Source organism: Pseudomonas sp. JUb52 (assembly GCF_004341115.1).
GTDB lineage: Bacteria > Pseudomonadota > Gammaproteobacteria > Pseudomonadales > Pseudomonadaceae > Chryseomonas > Chryseomonas oryzihabitans.
On sequence record NZ_SLYS01000003.1, the window covers coordinates 254,437 to 274,614 of the forward strand.

Annotated in this window: 19 protein-coding genes; 5 read left to right on the forward strand and 14 right to left on the reverse strand. The window is 65.7% G+C overall.

Translation table 11 applies throughout. From position 1 onward, the window contains the following. Nucleotides 1–9 precede the first annotated feature (9 nt). Nucleotides 10–2,709, forward strand: a complete 2,700-nt coding sequence (locus EC839_RS06845) for a [protein-PII] uridylyltransferase (RefSeq protein ID WP_007159496.1) — start codon at nucleotides 10–12, stop codon at nucleotides 2,707–2,709. A 39-nt stretch (nucleotides 2,710–2,748) separates the two neighbouring features. After that, nucleotides 2,749–4,005, forward strand: a complete 1,257-nt coding sequence (gene dapC, locus EC839_RS06850) for a succinyldiaminopimelate transaminase (RefSeq protein WP_007159497.1) — start codon at nucleotides 2,749–2,751, stop codon at nucleotides 4,003–4,005. Here dapC and EC839_RS06855 read toward each other — a convergent pair. Continuing rightward, nucleotides 3,938–5,572: a Na+/H+ antiporter gene (locus tag EC839_RS06855; protein ID WP_007159498.1), complete on the reverse strand. Its 1,635-nt coding sequence runs from the start codon at nucleotides 5,570–5,572 to the stop codon at nucleotides 3,938–3,940. The genes dapC and EC839_RS06855 overlap by 68 nt on opposite strands. A gap of 211 nt (nucleotides 5,573–5,783) precedes the next feature. On the opposite strand from EC839_RS06855, the gene EC839_RS06860 reads away from it, so the two are divergent. Further along, nucleotides 5,784–6,098, forward strand: a complete 315-nt coding sequence (locus EC839_RS06860) for a hypothetical protein (RefSeq protein ID WP_007159499.1) — start codon at nucleotides 5,784–5,786, stop codon at nucleotides 6,096–6,098. 51 nt (nucleotides 6,099–6,149) lie between these two features. On the opposite strand, the gene cysN is transcribed toward EC839_RS06860, so the two are convergent. The 3 genes from cysN to EC839_RS06875 form a co-directional block, all read right to left on the reverse strand. Beyond that, complete coding sequence (cysN, locus tag EC839_RS06865) at nucleotides 6,150–8,048, reverse strand: sulfate adenylyltransferase subunit CysN (RefSeq protein WP_132832484.1); 1,899 nt, start codon at nucleotides 8,046–8,048, stop codon at nucleotides 6,150–6,152. Between the two features lies 1 nt (nucleotide 8,049). Then, nucleotides 8,050–8,967, reverse strand: a complete 918-nt coding sequence (cysD, locus tag EC839_RS06870; protein ID WP_007159501.1) for a sulfate adenylyltransferase subunit CysD — start codon at nucleotides 8,965–8,967, stop codon at nucleotides 8,050–8,052. A gap of 165 nt (nucleotides 8,968–9,132) precedes the next feature. Then, a complete protein-coding gene (locus EC839_RS06875; protein ID WP_007159502.1) occupies nucleotides 9,133–9,888 on the reverse strand; it encodes a Nif3-like dinuclear metal center hexameric protein in 756 nt (251 codons plus the stop codon). Between the two features lie 115 nt (nucleotides 9,889–10,003). Here EC839_RS06875 and EC839_RS06880 point away from each other — a divergent pair, with 115 nt between their 5' ends. Further along, on the forward strand, nucleotides 10,004–11,125 hold the full coding sequence (locus EC839_RS06880) for a S1C family serine protease (RefSeq protein ID WP_007159503.1): 1,122 nt from the start codon (nucleotides 10,004–10,006) through the stop codon (nucleotides 11,123–11,125). A gap of 13 nt (nucleotides 11,126–11,138) precedes the next feature. On the opposite strand, the gene hisC is transcribed toward EC839_RS06880, so the two are convergent. The 10 genes from hisC to EC839_RS06930 all read right to left on the reverse strand — a co-directional run bounded on the left by hisC (nucleotide 11,139) and on the right by EC839_RS06930 (nucleotide 18,956). Next, the gene (hisC, locus tag EC839_RS06885; RefSeq protein ID WP_007159504.1) at nucleotides 11,139–12,194 is read right to left on the reverse strand and encodes a histidinol-phosphate transaminase; all 1,056 of its coding nucleotides are present in this window, start codon (nucleotides 12,192–12,194) and stop codon (nucleotides 11,139–11,141) included. After that, nucleotides 12,191–13,510 (reverse strand): histidinol dehydrogenase, encoded by a 1,320-nt coding sequence (gene hisD, locus EC839_RS06890; protein WP_007159505.1) that lies wholly within the window; start codon nucleotides 13,508–13,510, stop codon nucleotides 12,191–12,193. The genes hisC and hisD overlap by 4 nt, the downstream gene beginning before the upstream one ends. 147 nt (nucleotides 13,511–13,657) lie before the next feature. Further along, entirely contained in the window at nucleotides 13,658–14,290 is a 633-nt protein-coding gene (hisG, locus tag EC839_RS06895) for an ATP phosphoribosyltransferase (protein WP_007159506.1), read from the reverse strand. A gap of 9 nt (nucleotides 14,291–14,299) precedes the next feature. Further along, a complete protein-coding gene (gene murA, locus EC839_RS06900) occupies nucleotides 14,300–15,565 on the reverse strand; it encodes a UDP-N-acetylglucosamine 1-carboxyvinyltransferase (protein ID WP_007159507.1) in 1,266 nt (421 codons plus the stop codon). Nucleotides 15,566–15,587: 22 nt separating this feature from the next. Next, nucleotides 15,588–15,827 carry a BolA family protein gene (locus tag EC839_RS06905; RefSeq protein ID WP_007159508.1) on the reverse strand — a complete coding sequence of 80 codons (240 nt, stop codon included), beginning with the start codon at nucleotides 15,825–15,827 and terminating at the stop codon, nucleotides 15,588–15,590. 73 nt (nucleotides 15,828–15,900) lie between these two features. Further along, a complete protein-coding gene (locus EC839_RS06910; RefSeq protein WP_007159509.1) occupies nucleotides 15,901–16,215 on the reverse strand; it encodes a lipid asymmetry maintenance protein MlaB in 315 nt (104 codons plus the stop codon). After that, nucleotides 16,212–16,862, reverse strand: coding sequence for a phospholipid-binding protein MlaC (locus EC839_RS06915; protein WP_007159510.1), 651 nt, complete (start codon nucleotides 16,860–16,862; stop codon nucleotides 16,212–16,214). Before EC839_RS06915 ends, EC839_RS06910 begins: the two co-directional genes overlap by 4 nt. Nucleotides 16,863–16,876: 14 nt before the next feature. Next, a complete protein-coding gene (mlaD, locus tag EC839_RS06920; protein ID WP_007159511.1) occupies nucleotides 16,877–17,353 on the reverse strand; it encodes an outer membrane lipid asymmetry maintenance protein MlaD in 477 nt (158 codons plus the stop codon). Continuing rightward, nucleotides 17,353–18,147, reverse strand: a complete 795-nt coding sequence (gene mlaE / locus EC839_RS06925; protein ID WP_007159512.1) for a lipid asymmetry maintenance ABC transporter permease subunit MlaE — start codon at nucleotides 18,145–18,147, stop codon at nucleotides 17,353–17,355. The genes mlaD and mlaE overlap by 1 nt, the downstream gene beginning before the upstream one ends. Continuing rightward, the gene (locus EC839_RS06930) at nucleotides 18,147–18,956 is read right to left on the reverse strand and encodes an ATP-binding cassette domain-containing protein (protein ID WP_007159513.1); all 810 of its coding nucleotides are present in this window, start codon (nucleotides 18,954–18,956) and stop codon (nucleotides 18,147–18,149) included. Before EC839_RS06930 ends, mlaE begins: the two co-directional genes overlap by 1 nt. A gap of 204 nt (nucleotides 18,957–19,160) precedes the next feature. Between EC839_RS06930 and EC839_RS06935 the strand changes: the two genes are divergently transcribed. Continuing rightward, a complete protein-coding gene (locus EC839_RS06935) occupies nucleotides 19,161–20,135 on the forward strand; it encodes a KpsF/GutQ family sugar-phosphate isomerase (RefSeq protein WP_007159514.1) in 975 nt (324 codons plus the stop codon). The last annotated feature ends 43 nt before the right edge of the window (nucleotides 20,136–20,178 follow it).

Below are 20,178 nucleotides of genomic sequence, written 5' to 3' on the forward strand. Positions count from 1 at the left end.
TGAGCGCCCATGCCCCAGGTCGATTCGGAGTTGTTCGACGCCGGCCAGTTCCAGGCTGAGCTTTCGCTGAAAGCCAGCCCCATCGCGGCCTTCAAGAAATTCATCCGGGCCGCGAACGCCACCCTCGATGCCCGCTTCCTGGCCGGGCGCAGCGTGCGCCGGCTAGTCGAGGATCGCGCCTGGTTCATCGACCAGATGCTGATCGCGGCCTGGAGTCGCTTCAGTTGGCCGGACGATGGCATCGCCCTGCTCGCGGTGGGCGGCTATGGCCGTGGCGAACTGCATCCGCACTCGGACATCGACCTGCTCATCCTGCTCGCCGAAGAAGAGCAGGAGCGCTTCCGTGACTCCATCGAAGGCTTCCTGACCCTGCTGTGGGACGTGGGCCTGGCCGTGGGGCAGAGCGTCAGATCCCTGCGCGAATGCACCACCGAGGCGCTGGCCGACCTGACGGTGATCACCAACCTCATGGAAAGCCGTACCCTGGCCGGCCCCGAGCACCTGCGCCAGGCGATGCTGGCGGCCACCAGCGTCGAGCACCTCTGGCCGGGACGGGCCTTCTACCTGGCCAAGCGTGCCGAGCAGAGCGCCCGGCACGCCAAGTACAACGACACCGAGTACAACCTGGAACCCAACGTCAAGGGTTCCCCCGGCGGCCTGCGCGACATCCAGACGCTGCTGTGGATCGCCCGGCGGCAATTCGGCACCCTCAATCTGCAGGCCCTGGTGGGCCAGGGCTTTCTCACCGAGAGCGAGTGCAGCCTGCTGATCTCAGCCCAGGAATACCTGTGGAAGGTCCGCTACGCCCTGCACATGCTGGCCGGTCGCCCGGAGGATCGCCTGCTGTTCGACCATCAGCGGCGCATCGCCAACCTGCTCGGCTACGAGGACAACGACGCCAAGCTGGCGGTCGAGCGCTTCATGCAGAAGTACTACCGGGTGGTGATGGACGTCTCCCAGCTCAGCGACGTGGTGATGCAGCACTTCGAGGAAGTGAATCTGCGCGACGAGCAGCTGCCCGCCGCGGTGACGCCGCTCAACAACAGATTCCAGATCCGCAACGGCTACCTTGAGGTGGTGCATCCGCAGGTGTTCCTGCGCACCCCCTTCGCCCTGATGGAGCTGTTCGTCCTGCTGGCGCAGAATCCGGCGATCAAGGGGCCCAGCGCCGGCACCATCCGCCTGTTGCGCGACAGCCGCCACCTGATCGACGACGCCTTCCGCCAGGACATTCGCAACACCAGCCTGTTCATCGAACTGCTCAAGAGCGAATCCGGCATCCATCGCAATCTGCGGCGGATGAATCGCTACGGACTGCTGGGGCTCTACCTGCCCGAATTCGGCCAGATCGTCGGCCAGATGCAGCATGACCTCTTCCACATCTATACGGTGGACGCCCACACCCTCAATCTCATCAAGCACCTGCGCAAGATGAGCTACGACGTCCTGGCGGAAAAGTATCCGCTGGCGACGCGGGTGATCCACAAGCTGCCCAAGCCGGAGCTGATCTACATCGCCGGTCTCTACCACGACATCGCCAAGGGCCGTGGCGGCGATCACTCGGAACTGGGGGCGGAAGACGTGGAAGCCTTCGGTCGCCGTCACCAGCTGCCGGAGTGGGACACCCGCCTGGTCAGCTGGCTGGTGCGCAATCATCTGGTGATGTCCACCACCGCCCAGCGCAAGGACCTCTCCGATCCCCAGGTGATCCACGACTTCGCCCTGACGGTGGGCGACCACACCCATCTCGACTACCTGTACGTCCTCACCGTGGCCGACATCACCGCGACCAATCCGTCGCTGTGGAATTCCTGGCGCGCCACCCTGCTGCGGCAGCTGTACACCGAGACCAAGCGCGCCCTGCGTCGTGGCCTGGAGAATCCGGTCAATCGCGAAGAGCAGATCCGCAGCACCCAGCAATCGGCCCTCGATACCCTGATGCGTCGCGGCATCGATGCCGATGACGCCGAGCAGCTGTGGTCGCAGCTGGGTGACACCTACTTCCTGCGGCATACCGCGCTGGATGTCGCCTGGCACACCGAGGCCATCCTCGGCCACGGCGATACCGCCGAGCCCCTGGTGCTGATCCGCGAGACCACCCAGCGTGACTCCGAAGGCGGCACCCAGATCTTCATCTATGCCGCCGACCAGCACGACTTCTTCGCGGTGACCGTGGCGGTGATGGACCAGCTCAACCTGAACATTCAGGACGCGCGCATCATCACCTCCACCAGCCAGTTCACCCTGGACACCTACATCGTGCTGGATACCGATGGTGGCTCGATTGGCAACAATCCCGCGCGCATCGCCCAGATCCGCGGCGGCCTGATCGAGGCGCTCAAGCATCCCGAGGAATACCCGAGCATCATCAACCGGCGCGTGACCCGCCAGCTCAAGCATTTCGCCTTCTCGCCCCAGGTGAACATCTATACCGACACCATGCGCTCGGCGAGCCTGATCGAGCTGACGGCGCCGGACCGCCCCGGTCTGCTGGCACGGGTGGGCCGCATCTTCCTCGACTTCGACCTGTCCGTGCTCAACGCCAAGATCGCCACCCTCGGCGAGCGCGTGGAAGACGTCTTCTACGTCACCGACGCCGATGGCCGTCCGCTGGCGGATCCCGGTCTGTGCAGCGCCCTGCAGCACGCCCTGATCAAGCAGCTGGGCGAGCCAGACAGCCAGACGCCACTCAGTCGCATCAGCATCTAGCTCCCTGATCTAACGCCTCGAACGAAGGACCACCCGACGATGAATCCCACCCTCGACCTGCTGCAGCCCTACCCGTTCGAGAAGCTGCGCGCCCTCCTCGCCGGCGTGACCCCGCCGACGGCCGTCAAGCCGATTCCGCTGTCGATCGGCGAGCCCAAGCATCCGCCCCCCGCCTTCGTCGCCGAGGCGCTGACGGCGAATTTGGATCAGCTGGCGGTCTATCCGACCACCCTTGGCATCGCCGAGCTGCGCGAGGCCATCGCCAGCTGGGCTGGCCAGCGCTTTGGCGTACCGGCAGGCTGGCTGGATCCGGCGCGTCATGTGCTGCCGGTGACCGGCACCCGGGAGGCGCTGTTTTCCTTTACCCAGGCGGTGGTGGATCGCAGCCAGGCCGGCCTGGTGCTGAGCCCCAACCCCTTCTACCAGATCTACGAAGGCGCGGCCCTGCTGGCCGGCGCCGAGCCGCACTACCTGCCGTGCCTGGCGGACAAGGGTTTCAATCCCGATTTCGACAGCGTGCCGGACGAGGTCTGGCAGCGCTGCCAGCTGCTGTTCCTCTGTTCGCCCGGCAATCCCACCGGCGCCCTGCTGCCGGTGGCCACGCTGAAAAGGCTCATCGCCCTGGCCGATCGCCACGACTTCGTGATCGCCGCCGACGAGTGCTACAGCGAACTCTATTTCGACGAAGCCAGTCCGCCGCCCGGGCTGCTGACCGCCTGCGCCGAACTGGGGCGCAGCGACTTCGCCCGTTGCGTGGTCTTCCACAGCCTGTCCAAGCGCTCCAACCTGCCGGGCATGAGATCCGGCTTCGTCGCCGGCGATGCCGCCATCCTCAAGCGCTTCCTGCTCTATCGCACCTACCACGGTTGCGCCATGCCGGTGCAGGTGCAGAAGGCCAGCGCCGTGGCCTGGCGCGATGAAGCCCATGTCCGCGAGAACCGCGAACTCTATAGGCAGAAGTTCGCCGCCGTGCTGGACATCCTGCAGGGCAGCCTGGAGGTGTCACTGCCGGACGGTGGTTTCTATCTCTGGGCCAGGACGCCGGGCGATGACGAAGCCTTCGCTCGCGATCTGTTCGCTCGCGAACACGTGACCGTGGTGCCGGGTTCCTACCTGTCGCGGGAAGTCGCGGGCGTCAATCCGGGTGCCGGACGGATCCGCATGGCCCTGGTCGCCCCTCTGGCCGAATGCGTGGAAGCGGCGGAGCGCATCCGCCGCTTCTGCCAGGCTAGCGGTTGCCCTGATCGCGCATCAGCGCGGTCTCCTGGATGTCCAGCTCCCGGAGGAATTCGGTGACCACCAGGTCATCGATCACGCCGGCGATACGCAGCCGATAGAGTTCACGGCGCTGGGCACGGATGGCGAGCAGGCGCAGCTCGCCATCCAGGGTGTCCCGCAGACGCGCCAGCGAACGGGCATCCTCGCTGTCATCGGCGGAACTCAGCTCGTCACGGAATTCGGCGATGATGCCGGCCTTGATCTCCGCCTGCAGCGCCGCCCGCGCCGGCTCGTCGGCATCGCTGGACTCCACGTCTTCCAGTGCCGTGATGGCGGCGCGGGCGGCGTTGATCCGCACCTCGCAGCGTTCCCGCTCCAGCAGGTCGTTGGATTGCTCCGGCAGCCGCGCCAGCAGCAGCGGAATACCGATGCTCGCCACCACCAGGGACAGCAGAATCACCCCGGCGGCGATGAACACCAGGACGTCACGCAGGGGAAAGGGCGTGCCATCCGAGAGCAGCAGCGGCAGCGACAGCACACCGGCCAGGGTCACGGCGCCGCGCACCCCGCTGAGGGAGGCGATGGCGGCGATCAGGCGCGGATCGCCCGCGATGGTCATGGGTCCGCTGCCAGGCTGGGTCAGGTGCCAATAGCCGAGGATGACCCCGAAGCGGATGGCCATGATTACCAGATAGGCACCCAGCACATAGAGCGTCAGCCAGCCCGCGGCCGGCCAGAGCGCCTGGGAAGCCGGCAGGGCCGCCGCCAGGATGTCCGGCAGTTGCAGCCCCAGGATCAGGAACACCAGGCCGTTGAAGGCGAATTCCACCAGTCCCCAGACGCTGTGGTTGAGCAAACGGGTGGCGGTCTGCCGGGGCAGCATGTCGACCCGGCTCTGCATCATCCCGGCGGCCACGGCGGACAGGATGCCGGAAACGCCCAGTCGCTCCGCCAGCACATAGGCGGCGAAGGGCAGCAACAGCATGAAGACCACATGGGGCGCGGCGTCGCTCCAGCCGCGCTTCACCACCATCCAGGCGCGCGCCCGCCCGACCAGCCAGCTCAGCACGCCACCGACCAGCACGCCGCCCACCGCGACGATGACGAATTCCAGACTGGCCTGGCTCAGCGAAAAGGCGCCGGTCAGGGCCGCCGCCACGGCGAACTTGAAGGTCACCAGACCCGAGGCGTCGTTGAGCAGGGCCTCGCCCTGGATCACATGCAGCAGGGCGCTGGGCAGCCGGCCACGGACGATGCTGGACACCGCCACGGCATCGGTGGGCGACAGCACCGCCGCCAGGGCGAAGGCCACCGCCCAGGGCAGGTGCAGCATCCAGTGCAGGAACCAGCCGGCACCCAGCACCGTGAGGAACACCAGGCCGAAGGCCAAGACGAAGATCGGTCGGCGCAGCCGCCAGAATTCGCGCTTGGGCATGCGCCAGCCATCGGAGAACAGCAGCGCCGGGATGAACAGCAGCAGGAAGAGTTCCGGGTCCAGGGCCACGTGCAGCCCCAGGGTGGGCCAGGCGAGCAAGGCGCCGACCACCACCTGGATCAGCGGCAGCGGGATGGGAATCAGATGGGCGCTGAGTCGGGTGGCACCCACCATCAGCAAGAGGATCAGAGCGGTATAGAGAATCTGCACGGTGGTCTCGTGGTCAGGGCACCGGTCGCGGTGCCAGATACAGGAGATGCATCCCGCGGGAGTGGGGACACGTCGACCTCGAGTTGTTGGGACTGATGTCCCCGGATTTGGTTTTACCCAAACTTTACCCGAGGCGATCTAGGCGACTGGCCACCGTTGCGGTCTGATAGACATACCCGGTTTCATTTCCCCGGGTCGCAGGAGAAAGATCATGCTACGTCGCATCACTCAAGTCGTGGTGCTTGCCGGTTGCCTCGCCATCGCCGGTCAGGCGTCCGCCCACGGTCGTGGCCCCGGTCCGGCCTTTCTCGGTGCCGTAGTGGGCGCCGTGGTCGGCGGAGCCATCGTCTCCCATTCCTACGCCCGCGAGCCGGTCTATGTCGAAGGCCCCCCGCCGCCTCCGCCGCCGCGCGTGGTCTACTACGAGCCGGCACCGGTCTACGAATATCGCGTGGTGGAACCCCGCCCGGTGTACTACGGCCCGCCGCCCGGCGCCTACTACTACGGTCCGCCCCCGCGCTGGTAAAGGCCCATGAAAAAACCCGCCGAAAGGCGGGTTTTTTCATGGCGGGGCGCCCTAGACAACCTGGCGCCGACGCAGGACGTCGAGGATCTGCTGGACCCCCTCCTCCACCGACAGCTGCTCGGTGTCGATCACCAGATCGGCATCTTCCGGTGCATCGTAGGCGAAGGAGATACCCGGGATGTTGTCGCCACCGGCGGCATAGAGACCCTGGGGATCACGCTCGGCGCAGGCCTTGGGCGACGCCTTGACGTGCACGGTCAGCAGACGCTCGGCACCGATCAGCGCCTGGGCCTGGGCACGGCCCTCGGCATCCGGCGCGACAAAGGCCGCCAGGGCGATCAGACCCGCTTCGTTGAACTGGCGGGCTACCTGGGCAGCACGCAACCAGTTCTCGCGACGCCCGGCGCGATCCTGTGGCAGACCCTTGTTCAGGTCGTGGCGCAGATTCTGACCGTCCAGCACGAAAACCGCACGACCGGCATCGAACAGACGACGCTCCAGGGCATAGGCCAGGGTGGTCTTGCCGGCGCCGGAAAGGCCGGTGAAGAGCACGGTGCTGGGCTGCTGACCGAAGCGCGCGGCCCGCTCGCTGGTGCCGACGTGCAGCTGGTGCGCGCCCTGGCCATGACCGCCCCTGCCCACCGGGTCGGCGATGATCATGCCGGCACCGACGGTGCCATTGGTCAGGCGATCGATGACGATGAAGGCGCCGGTGGTGCGGTTGACGCCATAGCCATCCAGGGCGATGGACGCATCGAGAGCCACATTGACCCGGGCGATCTCGTTGAGCTTGAGCTCGCTGGCGGCGCCACGTTCCAGGGTATTGACGTCAACCGTGTGCACGATGCTCGGCAGCGAGCCGGGCACGTAACTGGTGGCGCGCTTGATGTCGTACTTCTTGCCGGGCCGCATGGGTTCTTCGGCCATCCACACCAGCATGGCCTCGAAGCTGTCGGTGACCTGGGGACGGTTGTCGGCATGCACCAGGACGTCGCCCCGGGAGATGTCGATCTCGTCTTCCATGGTCAGGGTCACCGCCTGGCCAGGCCCGGCCTGCTCCAGCTCGCCTTCGTAGGTGACGATGGACTTGATGCGGCTGCCCTTGCCCGACGGCAGAACCACCACGGCATCGCCCTTGGTGACCACGCCCGAAGCCAGGGTCCCGGCGAAGCCGCGGAAGTTGAGGTTGGGCCGGTTGACGTACTGCACCGGGAAGCGCAGATCGTCGAGATTGCGATCCGCGGCGATCTCCACGGTCTCGAGGATTTCCATCAGCGGCTTGCCGCTGAACCAGGGCGTCTGCTCGCTGCGATTCACCACGTTGTCGCCCTTGAGCGCCGACATGGGGACGAAGTGGATGTCCTTGGCGTTGAGGTCGATGCGCTGGGCGAAGGCCAGGTAGTCGTCCTTGATGCGCTCGAACACCGCCTCGTCGAAGCCCAGCAGGTCCATCTTGTTGATGGCGACCACGATGTGCTTGATGCCCAGCAGCGAGGCGATGTAGCTGTGCCGGCGGGTCTGGGTCTGGATGCCGTGACGGGCATCGACCAGGATGATCGCCAGGTCGCAGGTGGAGGCCCCGGTGGCCATGTTGCGGGTGTACTGCTCATGGCCGGGGGTATCGGCGATGATGAACTTGCGCTTGGCGGTGGAGAAGTAGCGGTAGGCCACGTCGATGGTGATGCCCTGCTCGCGCTCGGCCTGCAGGCCGTCCACCAGCAGCGCCAGATCGACCTCTTCGCCGGTGGTGCCGACCTTCTTGGAATCGCGGGTGATGGCTTCCAGGTGATCCTCGTAGATCATCTTGGAATCGTGCAGCAGGCGCCCGATCAGGGTGCTCTTGCCGTCGTCGACGTTGCCGCAGGTGAGGAAGCGCAGCAGCTCCTTGCGTTCGTGCTGTGCGAGGTAGGCCAGGATGTCCTGGCCGATCAGATCGGATTGGTGCGACATCTTAGAAATACCCCTGACGTTTCTTCTCTTCCATGGATCCGGCGCCATCGTGGTCGATGACCCGGCCCTGGCGTTCGGAGGTGCGGGTGAGCAGCATCTCCTGGATGATGTCCGTCAGCGTGGTCGCCTGGGACTCCACCGCGCCGGTCAGGGGGTAGCAGCCAAGGGTACGGAAGCGCACCTGGCGCTTGTGGATGCGGGCCTTCTCCTCGGGCGAGAGGTGCTCGAGGATGCGGTCGTCGTCGATCATGAGCAGGGTGCCGTTCTTCTCGATCACCTCGCGCTCGGCGGCGAAGTACAGCGGCACGATCGGGATGCCTTCGAGGTAGATGTACTGCCAGATGTCCAGCTCGGTCCAGTTGGACAGCGGGAAGACGCGGATCGACTCGCCCTTGTTGGTCTTGCCGTTGTAGATGTTCCACAGCTCGGGACGCTGGTTCTTGGGATCCCAGCGGTGCTTGCTGTCCCGGAAGGAGTAGACGCGCTCCTTGGCGCGGGACTTCTCCTCGTCGCGGCGGGCACCGCCGAAGGCGGCGTCGAAGCCGTACTTGTCCAGCGCCTGCTTGAGGCCCTGGGTCTTCATGATGTCGGTGTGCTTGGCACTGCCATGGGTGAAGGGGTTGATGCCCTGGGCGACCCCTTCCGGATTCTTGTGCACCAGCAGGTCGAGGCCCATGTCGGCGACCATGCGATCGCGGAATTCGTACATGGCCTGGAATTTCCAGCCGGTGTCCACGTGGAGTACCGGGAACGGCAGCTTGCCGGGAAAGAAGGCCTTGCGGGCCAGGTGCAGCATCACGGCCGAATCCTTGCCGATGGAATACAGCATGACCGGATTGTCGAACTCGGCGGCCACTTCACGGATGATGTGGATGCTTTCCGCCTCAAGCTGTTTGAGGTGCGTCTGTTTGTCGAGCATGGCTACTCACGATTGCAGAAAGGTGGCCTAGGAGATGTCCGTTGCGGCATCCAGTCGACTGGACACACCGGACAGAGCGGGCCGTGGACGAACCTCAACCTTACCATAGGCAACGGTTATGGCCCGCCAGGCTATTTAGAACCAGAAGTTCTATGCTTATGACGCTCAGGCGGGATTGTCGCAGTCGATGAAGAGGTGCTGGATCCCCAACTGCGCGGCCAGATGGTCGCCCAGCGCCTGCACCCCGTAGCGCTCGGTGGCATGGTGGCCGGCGGCGAAGAAACTCACGCCGTTCTCGCGAGCGCTGTGCACCGTCTGCTCGGACACCTCGCCGGTCAGGTAGGCATCCACTCCGGCGGCGATGGCCTGATCGATATAGCCCTGGGCGCCACCGGTGCACCAGGCCAGGCGCCGGATCGAGCGCCCGCCGTCGACCACCAGCGGCTCGCGCTGCAGCACGTCCGCCACCTGCCGACCGAAGTCCGCGGCGGATTGCGCCTGCGGCAACTCCCCCTGCCAGATCAGCCCCTTGGCATCGCCTGGCAGCGGCCGGATATCCTGCAGCCCCAGGCGGCGTCCCAGCTGGACGTTGTTGCCCACCTCGGGATGGACATCCAGGGGCAGGTGGTAGGCCAGCAGGCTGATGTCATGGCTCAGCAGCGTCTTGATCCGCCGGTGCTTCATGCCGATGAGGCGGGCATCCTCGTTCTTCCAGAAATAGCCATGGTGCACCAGGATGGCATCGGCACCGGCGGCGACGGCGGCGTCCAGCAGCTGCTGGGAAGCCGTGACGCCACTGACCAGCAGGCGCACCTGCTCACGGCCCTGGACCTGCAGGCCGTTGGGGCAATAATCCTGGATCCGGGCCGATTCCAGGTAGCGGTCGGCGGTCTCTACCAGTTGCTCAAGGGACAGGGTCACGTGCGGCTTACCTCCTCGTTGGCGGCGCCAGCGTGTCTTCGGCTGGCGCCGCTCCTTATAATGGCCGCCAGCTTATCCGGCGCACCCCGGGTGGACAAATTCAAGGATGTGATCGATGTACAAGGCTTTGCGTTATCTCGGCTGGCCCGTGCTGTGCGGTCTGCTCGTTGCAGCCCTGATCATGCAGCGCTATCCCCAGTGGCTCGGCCTGCCCGCCCAGCCGCCGCTGTTCGAGGCCGCCCAGGCGCCCGCCAATTCGCGCCAGGAGGGACCGGTTTCCTATGCCGACGCGGCCAGTCGCGCCGCGCCCGCGGTGGTGTCGTTGCGCTCGACCAAGGCCGCCAAGCCGGGCAAGGCCGGGGATACGGCAAGCGACCGCAAGGGCGCGACCAAGCCGGTGGAAGAACTCAGCCTGGGTTCCGCCGTGCTGATGAGCCATGACGGCTATCTGCTGACCAACAACCACGTGACCCTCGACGCCGAATCCATCGTGGTGGCCCTCGCCGACGGTCGTCAGACCCTGGCCAAGCTCATCGGCAACGATCCGGCCACGGACCTGGCCGTGCTCAAGATCGACCTGCCCAACCTGCCGGCCATCTCGGTGGGCGATTCGACCGCCATCCGCATCGGCGACGTGGTGCTGGCCATCGGCAACCCCTTCGGCGTCGGCCAGACGGTGACCATGGGCATCATCAGCGCCACCGGTCGCAACCAGCTGGGTCTCAATACCTACGAGGACTTCATCCAGACCGATGCGGCGATCAACCTGGGCAATTCCGGCGGGGCGCTGGTGGATGCCAGCGGCAATCTGATCGGCATCAACACCGCCATCCTCTCCGGCGGCTCCCAGGGCATCGGCTTCGCCATCCCGATCAAGCTGGCCATGGAGGTCATGCGCTCGATCATCCAGCACGGCCAGGTCATCCGTGGCTGGCTGGGTGTGGCGGTGGAGGTGATCACCCCGGAGCTGGTCAAGACCTATGGCCTCAAGGTCGATCAGGGCATCGTGGTGACCGACATCGATCCCGATGGACCGGCGCACAAGGGCGGTCTGCGCACGGGCGACGTGCTGGTCAAGCTGGCTGGCCAGCCGATCAGGGACGGCCGGCTGGCGATGAACCAGATCGCCCGCAAGCAGCCTGGCGACAGCATTCCCATCGAGGTGCTGCGCCAGGACAAGACCGTGCAGGTCAAGGTGACCGTCGGGATGCGCCCCCTGATGGAGAAGGCGCGCTAGCCGCGAACGAGGCTCAGAGGGTGTCGAGGGCCGTGATCAGCGCCTGATTCTGCGCAGGCGTGCCGATGGTGATGCGCAGGAAGTCGGCGATGCGTTCGGGGCGGCTGAAGTGGCGCACGATGACGCCGTGCTCACGCAGGCCCGCGGCCAGCGCCGCCCCACTCTTCTGCACATGACGGGCGAAGATGAAGTTGGCGGCGGAGGGCAGGACCTCGAAGCCGCGCTCCAGCAACTGGCCCACCAGCGCTTCGCGACTCTCGATCACCTGCCGGCAGGTCTCGTCGAAATAGGCGCGATCCTCGAAGGCCGCGGTCGCGCCGGCCAGGGCCAGGCGATCCAGCGGATAGGAGTTGAAGCTGTTCTTGATCCGCTCCAGGGCTTCCATCAGCGGCGCCTGTCCCAGGGCCAGCCCTACCCGCAGACCCGCCAGCGAACGGGACTTGGACAGCGTCTGGGTCACCACCAGGTTGGGATGGCGCTCGATCAGGGCGACCGCCGACTCCGCCCCGAAGTCGACATAGGCCTCGTCCACTACCACCACCGAGGTCGGATTGCCGGCGACGATACGCTCGATGGCGTCCAGCGCCAGGGCGCTGCCGGTCGGCGCATTGGGGTTGGGGAAGATGATCCCGCCATTGGGGCGCAGATAGTCCTCGGGGACGATCTGGAAATCCTCGTCCAGCGCCGGCGTCTCGAAGGCGATGTCGTAGAGGCCGCAATAAACCGGATAGAAGCTGTAGCTGATGTCCGGAAACAGGATCGGACGGCCATGGCCGAACAGACCCAGGAAGATGTGCGCCAGCACCTCGTCCGAGCCGTTGCCGACAAACACCTGGTCGCTCTGGAGGCCGTAGTAGCGGGCGACGGCGTCCTTCAGCGCCTGACCGTTGGGGTCGGGATAGAGGCGCAGGTCGTCGGTGGCCGCGGCGCGAATGGCGTCCAGCGCCCGCGGTGACGGACCGTAGGGATTCTCGTTGGTATTGAGCTTGACCAGGTTGGTCAGCTTGGGTTGCTCACCCGGCACATAGGGCACCAGGTTCTTGACGAAGGGACTCCAGAGCTCGCTCATGCCTGCTCCTCCTGAATACGGTATTCGGCGCTGCGGGCGTGGGCGGTCAGGGACTCGCCACGCGCCAGCACCGAGGCGACCCGGCCCAGCGCGGAAGCGCCCGTAGCCGAGCAGTGGATGATCGAGGAACGCTTCTGGAAGTCGTACACGCCCAGCGGCGAGGAGAAGCGCGCGGTGCCCGAGGTCGGCAGCACATGGTTGGGACCGGCGCAGTAGTCGCCCAGGGCCTCGGCGGTGTAGCGCCCCATGAAGATGGCGCCGGCGTGGCGGATGCTGGGCAGCCACTGCTCGGGTTCGGCGACCGACAATTCCAGGTGTTCGGGGGCGATGCGGTTGGCCACCTCGATGGCCTGGGCCATGTCGGCGACCTGGATCAGGGCGCCGCGGCCTTCCAGGGAGGCGCGGATGATCTCGGCGCGCTCCATCTCCGGCAGCAGGCGGGCGATGCTTTCCGCCACGGCGTCGAGGAAGGCGGCGTCGGGACTGACCAGGATGGCCTGGGCGTCTTCGTCGTGCTCGGCCTGGGAGAACAGGTCCATGGCGATCCAGTCGGGATCGGTCTGGCCGTCGCAGACCACCAGGATCTCCGACGGGCCGGCGATCATGTCGATGCCGACCTTGCCGAACACGTGGCGCTTGGCGGTGGCGACATAGATGTTGCCGGGGCCGACGATCTTGTCCACCGGCGGTACGCTTTCGGTGCCATAGGCCAGGGCGGCCACGGCCTGGGCGCCGCCGATGGTGAAGACGCGATCGACACCGGCCAGGGCTGCGGCAGCCAGCACCAGTTCGTTGACCTCGCCGCGGGGCGTGGGCACAACCATGACCACCTCTTTTACGCCGGCGACCTTGGCGGGGATGGCGTTCATCAGCACCGAGGAGGGATAGGAGGCCTTGCCCCCCGGCACATAGAGACCGGCACGATCCAGCGGGGTGACCTGCTGGCCGAGCACGGTGCCGTCGGCCTCCTGGTACTGCCAGGAATCCTGGCGCTGCTTTTCGTGATAACGACGGACGCGCTCGGCAGCGGCTTCCAGCGCGGTGCGCTGCTCCGGCGTGATGCGGGTCAGGGCTTCTTCCAGACGCGCCCGCGGCAGGATGAGATCGCTCATGGCGGTCGCCTCGACGGCATCGAAGCGCCGGGTGTATTCCAGCAGCGCGGCGTCGCCCTGGTGGCGCACGTCGGCGATGATCGCCAGGACCCGCTGGTTGATGTCGGCATCCGACACCCCTTCCCAGCTCAGCAGATGATCCAGATGCTCGGCGAAATCCGGAGCGGCGGCGGCGAGTCGGCGGATGGCGAGCGGAGCGGTCATGGCGGATCCTCTTCAGGAGAGCGAAAGGGGCGCCCGAGAGTAACAGCCGGTTCCGTGTGGGCGCCCGACAATTTGGCTATGGCACGGATAGGCGAAGCTGGAGGGATGGAAGCAGTCTGAGCCGGCATTCGGCATGCCGGCCAGGACTCAGGCGCCGCGCGCCTCGACGGCGTGGCGCAAAGTCTCGATGAGGGCCTGAATGCGGCCATGCTGCATCTTCATCGAGGCCTTGTTGACGATCAAGCGCGAGCTGATATGGGCGATCAGCTCCTGGGGTTCGAGTCCGTTGGCCTTGAGGGTATTGCCGGTGTCGACCACGTCGATGATCTTGTCAGCCAGGCCTACGAGCGGTGCCAGCTCCATGGAGCCGTACAGCTTGATGATGTCGACCTGCCGACCCTGCTCGGCATAGTAGCGCTTGGCGACATTGACGAACTTGGTCGCCACCCGCAGCCGGCCACGCGGCGCCGGAGCGCCCACGGCGCCCGCGGTCATCAGCTTGCAGCGGGCGATGCGCAGGTCCAGCGGCTCATAGAGACCGTCGCCGCCGTATTCCATCAGCACGTCCTTGCCGGCCACGCCCAGGTCCGCGGCGCCATGTTCCACATAGGTGGGCACATCGGTAGCGCGGACGATGAGCAGCCGTACATCGTCCTGGGTGGTCGGGATGATGAGCTTGCGGCTCTTGTCCGGATTCTCGGTCGGGGCGATCCCCGCCGCCGCCAGCAGCGGCAGGGTGTCGTCGAGGATACGGCCCTTGGACAGGGCGATGGTCAGCATCGGAGGTCCTTACTTGGGCGTGCGACGGATCTTGGCGCCGAGCAGCTGGAATTTCTCCTCGATGCATTCGTAGCCGCGGTCGATGTGGTAGATGCGATCGATCAGGGTATCGCCTTCGGCCACCAGGGCGGCGATGACCAGGCTCGCCGAGGCGCGCAGGTCGGTCGCCATGACCGGGGCGGCCTTGAGGCTGGGCACGCCGGTGACGATGGCGGCATTGCCTTCGATGGCGATGTTGGCGCCCATGCGCACCATCTCGTGAACGTGCATGAAGCGGTTCTCGAAGATGGTCTCGACCACGGTACCGGTGCCTTCGGCGACGGCGTTCATGGAGATGAACTGGGCCTGCATGTCGGTGGGGAACGCCGGGTAGGGCGCCGTGCGGATGTTGACCGCGCGGGGGCGATTGCCCTTCATGTCCAGCTCGATCCAGTTGCTGCCGGTGGCGATGTGGGCACCGGCCTCTTCCAGCTTGGCCAGCACGGCCTCGAGGATGGTCGGATCGGTGTCCTTGAGCTTCACGCGACCGCGGGTGGCGGCGGCGGCGACCAGGTAGCTGCCGGTTTCGATGCGGTCCGGCAGCACCGAATAGGTGGCGCCACCCAGGCGCTCGACGCCTTCCACGGTGATGGTGTCGGTACCGGCGCCCTGGATGTTGGCACCCATGGCGATCAGGCAGTTGGCCAGGTCGACGACCTCGGGCTCGCGGGCGGCGTTCTGGATGACGCTGCGACCCTTGGCCAGGGTGGCGGCCATCAACACGTTCTCGGTACCGGTCACGCTGACGGTGTCGAAATAGTAGTGGGCGCCGCGCAGGCCGCCGGCCGGCGCCTTGGCCTTGATGTAGCCGCCTTCGACGGTGATCTTGGCGCCCATGGCTTCCAGGCCACGCAGGTGCAGATCGACCGGCCGCGAACCGATGGCGCAACCGCCGGGCAGGGCGACTTCCGCTTCGCCGAAGCGGGCGACCATCGGGCCCAGCACCAGGATCGAGGCGCGCATGGTCTTGACCAGTTCATAGGGCGCGACCAGGGTCTTGATGCTGGAGGCATCGACCTCGACATTGAGCTTTTCACCGATCACCGGCTGGACGCCCATGCGGCCGAACAGCTCGATCATGGTGGTGATGTCGTGCAGGTGCGGCAGGTTGGCGATGGTCACCGGGGTGTCGGCGAGCAGGGTCGCGGCCAGGATCGGCAGGGCGGAGTTCTTGGCCCCGGAAATGCGAATTTCACCGTTCAGGCTGTTGCCGCCGGTAATGATCAGTTTGTCCATAGCGAGTTCTCGGCGCTGCGAATCAGGCGCGTTCGGCCCAGGCAGCACGGGTGAAGAATTTCATGGTGACAGCATGAATGCTGCCATCGGCGATCTGCGGCTGGAGATGGGAGTAGACCTGCTGCTGACGCTTGACCGGGCTGAGTGCCTGGAGCTCGTCGCTGATCAGGTAGAGCTGGAAGTTGCAGCCCTCGCCTTCCACTTCGACCTGGGTATCGGCCAGTTTTGCCTCCAGGAGGCTTTTGACTTCTTGGGCCTGCATGGCGGCACCTCGGCAATCTAGTACAGCCGGCGATCATACAAAAAAACCGGCTGTACGGCGACTGCGATGACCGCTACCCGTGCGCGTCTTCCGCCAGGGGCAGCAGGGCGAGGGCATCCGAGACGTCGGCGATCTGCCGCAACTCGGAAGGCAGGCTGGCGATGGTCAGCGGGCGCCCCGCGGCCTGGGCATCGCGCAACCAGGCCAGCAACAGCGCGAGGCCGGCGCTGTTGGAGCGTTCGACACCGGCGCAATCGAGCACCAGCGGACCACTGCCCTGGCCGATCAGCGCCCTGCCCTGCTCACGCAGGGTGGGCACATTGGCGTGATCGAGCACGCCCGACAGCTGCAGTCGGGCGCCTTCGCCGGTGATGGCAGCGCGACTCACGAACCGACCTTGGCCTTCTGGGCCTCGGGAGAATCCTTGGCCTTGGCCACGGTGCCCGCCCAGTTGTTGATGGTCTTGTCCAAGTCGTTGCCGTTTTCCTGCATCGCCTGGGCGAACTGGTCACGGAACAGCTTGCCGAGGTTCAGGCCATTGATGATGACGTTACGCACCTTCCACTCGTTGCCCTGCTTGACCATGCTGTATTGCACCGGATACACGGCGCCGTTGTTGCCCTTGACCTCCATGCCTACGCTGGTGCGGTCGGGACCGTCGGACGGCCCTTCGGGCAGCACCCGGATGCCCTGGTTGTTGTACTCCAGCAGCGCATTGCCATAGAACTGCATCAGGCTGCGCTTGAAGTTTTCCTGGAAGCGCGCCATCTGCTCGGGCGAGGCGCTGCGGCTGTAGCGCACGGTCATGATGCTGCGCGAGATGCCTTCGGCATCCACCACCGGGCCGAGGATATTGTTGAGCGACTCGTAGAAGGCTTCCGGGCTGCTGCGATACTTGTCGCGGTTGGCCTCGAGGTCGCTGAGCAGGGTGGTGGTGGTCTGCTGGATCACGTCGTGGGCCGAGGGCGCCGCCTGGGACACCAGGGGTAGCAGGGCCAGGATCGCGATCACTCCGTGACGAAGTAGCTTGAGCATGGAAAAGCCTCTCATCATTTATTGGCGGAAGAGTCTTTATTGACCGAATTGAGCAGGAATTTGCCAATCAGGTCTTCGAGAACCAGCGAGGATTGTGTATCTCGAATGGTCGAGCCTTCCTTGAGCACCTGCTCGTCACCGCCCACACTGATGCCAATGTACTTTTCGCCGAGCAGGCCGGCGGTCAGGATCGAGGCGATGGAGTCGGTCGGCAGGTTGTCCACCTGCTTGTCGATCTGCATGGTGACCCGGCCGCGGTAGCTGTTGCGGTCGAGATCGATGGCGGTGACCTTGCCGATGGTCACGCCCGACATGGTCACCCGCGATCTCACGGTGAGACCGGCGATGTTGTCGAAATAGGCGTAGACCTTGTAGGTATCGTGATGGTCGCTCATCGTCAGACCGCTTACCCGCAGCGCCAGCAGCAGCAGTGCGAGCACGCCGGCCAGCAGGAAGAGTCCGACACCGATTTCCTGGGTGCGGGTTTGCATCAGAGATCTCCAAACATCAGGGCGGTAAGAATGAAGTCGAGGCCGAGCACGGCAAGCGACGCATAGACGACGGTACGGGTGGTGGCGCGGCCGATACCTTCGGAGGTGGGCTCGCAGTCATACCCCTGGAAGACGGCGACCCAGGTCACCACGAAGGCGAACACCAGGCTCTTGATCACGCCGTTGAGCACGTCGCTGAGCATCACGCTGTTCTGCATGGTGGCCCAGAAGGAGCCGTCATAGACGCCGAGCCAGTCGATGGCGACCATGGCCGCGCCCCAGATACCCACCACGTTGAACATGGCGGCCAGCAGCGGCATGGAAATGAAGCCGGCCCAGAAACGCGGCGCGACGATGTACTTGAGCGGGTCCACACCGATCATTTCCAGACTGGACAGTTGCTCAGTGGATTTCATGTTGCCGATCTCGGCGGTCAGGGCGGAGCCTGCTCGGCCGGCGAACAGCAGGGCCGTCACCACCGGGCCGAGTTCACGCAGCAGGGTCAGGGCGACCATCTGCCCCACCGCCTGCTCGGAGCCGTACTTGACCAGGATGTTGTAGCCCTGCAGGGCGATCACCATGCCGATGAAGAAGCCCGACACCACGATGATCGGCAGCGACATCACCCCTACCGAATAGAGTTGCTTGCCCAGCAGCTGCAGACCGCTGCCTACGCCACCGCGACCGAACACCGCCAGTAGCAGGACGATGACCGAGCGGCCGATGGCCGCCACGACATCCAGCCCGGCGCGGCCCAGTCGACGAATCCGCTCCACGGCGGAGACCTTACGCATCAGTGTTTCCCCAGCAAGGCATCGCGCAGATCCGGCGCGGCGAAGTGGAAGGGTACCGGGCCATCGGGGATGCCCTGCATGAACTGGCGAACCCGCGGATCCGGCGATTCGCGCAATTCCTTCGGCGTGCCCTGCCCCAGCACCTTGGTATCGCCCACCACATAGAGGTAGTCGGCGATGCTGGCGGTCTCGGCCAGGTCGTGGGAAACCACGATGCTGGTCAGTCCCAGCGCCTGGTTGAGCAGACGGATGAGGCGCACCAGCACGCCCATGGCGATGGGGTCCTGGCCGACGAAGGGCTCGTCGTACATGAGGATCTGCGGATCCAGGGCGATGGCCCGCGCCAGGGCGACCCGGCGCTTCATGCCACCCGACAGTTCGTCCGGCATCAGTTCGATGGCGCCGCGCAGTCCCACCGCCTGCAGCTTGAGCAGGACGATGTCGCGGATCATCTCCTCGGGCAGCTTGGTGTGCACGCGCAAGGGAAAGGCCACGTTCTCGAAGACATCGAGATCGGTGAACAGCGCGCCGCTCTGGAACAGCACGCCCATCTGCCGGCGCATCTCGAACAGCTCGCCGCGGGACAGCTGCGGCAGGTTGGCACCGTTGACCCAGATCTCGCCATTGCTTGGCCGCAACTGGGCGGCGATGAGGCGCAACAGGGTAGTCTTGCCACTGCCGGACGGTCCCATGATCCCGGTGACCTTGCCCCGCGGGATGCGGATATCGACCCGGTCGTAGATCAGACGCGTGCCGCGCTTGAAGGAAACGCCCTTCAGCTCCACGGCGTACGGGCTATCGACGGTCATCAGGACTCCTAAGGTTCAACTCTGTGCAGGGAGACGCCGCTCCGCCGCTTCAGGGCACGCGACACTCGCGCTCGGCGGCCCCGGCAAAAGGGCGGCACTATAGCATTCGTTGCCGATGAGACTCCTGAGCCACGGGCGACGTTGCTGAGTGTCGCGGCTTTGCGCATATAATTTCCGATTGTCCCGTCACCTGCCTTCTGACCCATGTCCGACTCAATAGATTTCATCGCCTCCGCCAAGCGCACCATAGATGTAGAGCGAGCGGCAGTGGCCGCCCTGGGCGAACGCATCGACGACAGCTTCGCCGCCGCCTGTCGCCGGCTGCTGGCCTGCCGCGGGCGCATCGTGGTCCTGGGCATGGGCAAATCCGGGCATGTCGGCAACAAGATTGCCGCGACCCTGGCCAGCACCGGCAGCCCGGCCTTCTTCGTGCACCCGGCGGAAGCCAGCCATGGCGACATGGGCATGATCACCCGCGATGACGTCATCATCGCCATCTCCCAATCGGGCACCTCCAGCGAGATCCTGACCCTGCTGCCGCTGATCAAGCGCCTGGGCGTCCCGCTGATCAGCTTTGCCGGCAATCCCGCCTCGCCCCTAGCCAAGGCCGCGGACGTCAATCTGGACACCAGTGTCGCCACCGAGGCCTGCCCGCTCAATCTGGCGCCCACTTCCTCCACCACCGTCGCCCTGGTACTGGGCGATGCCCTGGCCATCGCGCTGCTCGAGGCGCGCGGCTTCACCGCCGAGGATTTCGCCTTTTCCCATCCGGGTGGCGCCCTCGGCCGGCGCCTGCTGCTCAAGGTGGAGAACGTCATGCATGCCGGCGCCGATCTGCCGCAGGTCGGCGAGGACACCCTGGTGTCCGACGCCCTGCTGGAGATGTCGCGCAAGGGCCTGGGCATGACCAGCGTGCTGGCCGCCGATGGCCGTCTCGCCGGCATCTTCACCGACGGCGACCTGCGTCGCGCCCTGGATCGCGGCATCGACGTGCGCACCACGGCGATCGCAACCGTGATGACCCGCGGCGGTCGAACCGCCAGGGCGCAGATGCTCGCCGCCGAGGCGCTGAAGATCATGGAGGAGCACAAGATCAACGCCCTGGTGGTTATCGATGACGAGCGCCGCCCGATCGGCGCCCTCAACATGGGTGACCTGCTACGCGCCGGGGTGCTGTAGGCCGGGTTATACTGCTCGACTAAATGCGCCGACATCTCGTGTT

Excerpts from the sequence above, each read along its gene's own strand:
- EC839_RS06845 (WP_007159496.1), top strand. The coding sequence starts at position 10 with ATGCCCCAGGTCGATTCGGAGTTGTTCGACGCCGGCCAGTTCCAGGCT.
- dapC (WP_007159497.1), top strand. The coding sequence starts at position 2,749 with ATGAATCCCACCCTCGACCTGCTGCAGCCCTACCCGTTCGAGAAGCTG.
- EC839_RS06860 (WP_007159499.1), top strand. The coding sequence starts at position 5,784 with ATGCTACGTCGCATCACTCAAGTCGTGGTGCTTGCCGGTTGCCTCGCC.
- cysN (WP_132832484.1), bottom strand. The coding sequence starts at position 8,048 with ATGTCGCACCAATCCGATCTGATCGGCCAGGACATCCTGGCCTACCTC.
- cysD (WP_007159501.1), bottom strand. The coding sequence starts at position 8,967 with ATGCTCGACAAACAGACGCACCTCAAACAGCTTGAGGCGGAAAGCATC.
- EC839_RS06880 (WP_007159503.1), top strand. The coding sequence starts at position 10,004 with ATGTACAAGGCTTTGCGTTATCTCGGCTGGCCCGTGCTGTGCGGTCTG.
- hisC (WP_007159504.1), bottom strand. The coding sequence starts at position 12,194 with ATGAGCGAGCTCTGGAGTCCCTTCGTCAAGAACCTGGTGCCCTATGTG.
- hisD (WP_007159505.1), bottom strand. The coding sequence starts at position 13,510 with ATGACCGCTCCGCTCGCCATCCGCCGACTCGCCGCCGCCGCTCCGGAT.
- hisG (WP_007159506.1), bottom strand. The coding sequence starts at position 14,290 with ATGCTGACCATCGCCCTGTCCAAGGGCCGTATCCTCGACGACACCCTG.
- murA (WP_007159507.1), bottom strand. The coding sequence starts at position 15,565 with ATGGACAAACTGATCATTACCGGCGGCAACAGCCTGAACGGTGAAATT.
- EC839_RS06905 (WP_007159508.1), bottom strand. The coding sequence starts at position 15,827 with ATGCAGGCCCAAGAAGTCAAAAGCCTCCTGGAGGCAAAACTGGCCGAT.
- EC839_RS06915 (WP_007159510.1), bottom strand. The coding sequence starts at position 16,862 with ATGCTCAAGCTACTTCGTCACGGAGTGATCGCGATCCTGGCCCTGCTA.
- mlaD (WP_007159511.1), bottom strand. The coding sequence starts at position 17,353 with ATGCAAACCCGCACCCAGGAAATCGGTGTCGGACTCTTCCTGCTGGCC.
- mlaE (WP_007159512.1), bottom strand. The coding sequence starts at position 18,147 with ATGCGTAAGGTCTCCGCCGTGGAGCGGATTCGTCGACTGGGCCGCGCC.
- EC839_RS06930 (WP_007159513.1), bottom strand. The coding sequence starts at position 18,956 with ATGACCGTCGATAGCCCGTACGCCGTGGAGCTGAAGGGCGTTTCCTTC.
- EC839_RS06935 (WP_007159514.1), top strand. The coding sequence starts at position 19,161 with ATGTCCGACTCAATAGATTTCATCGCCTCCGCCAAGCGCACCATAGAT.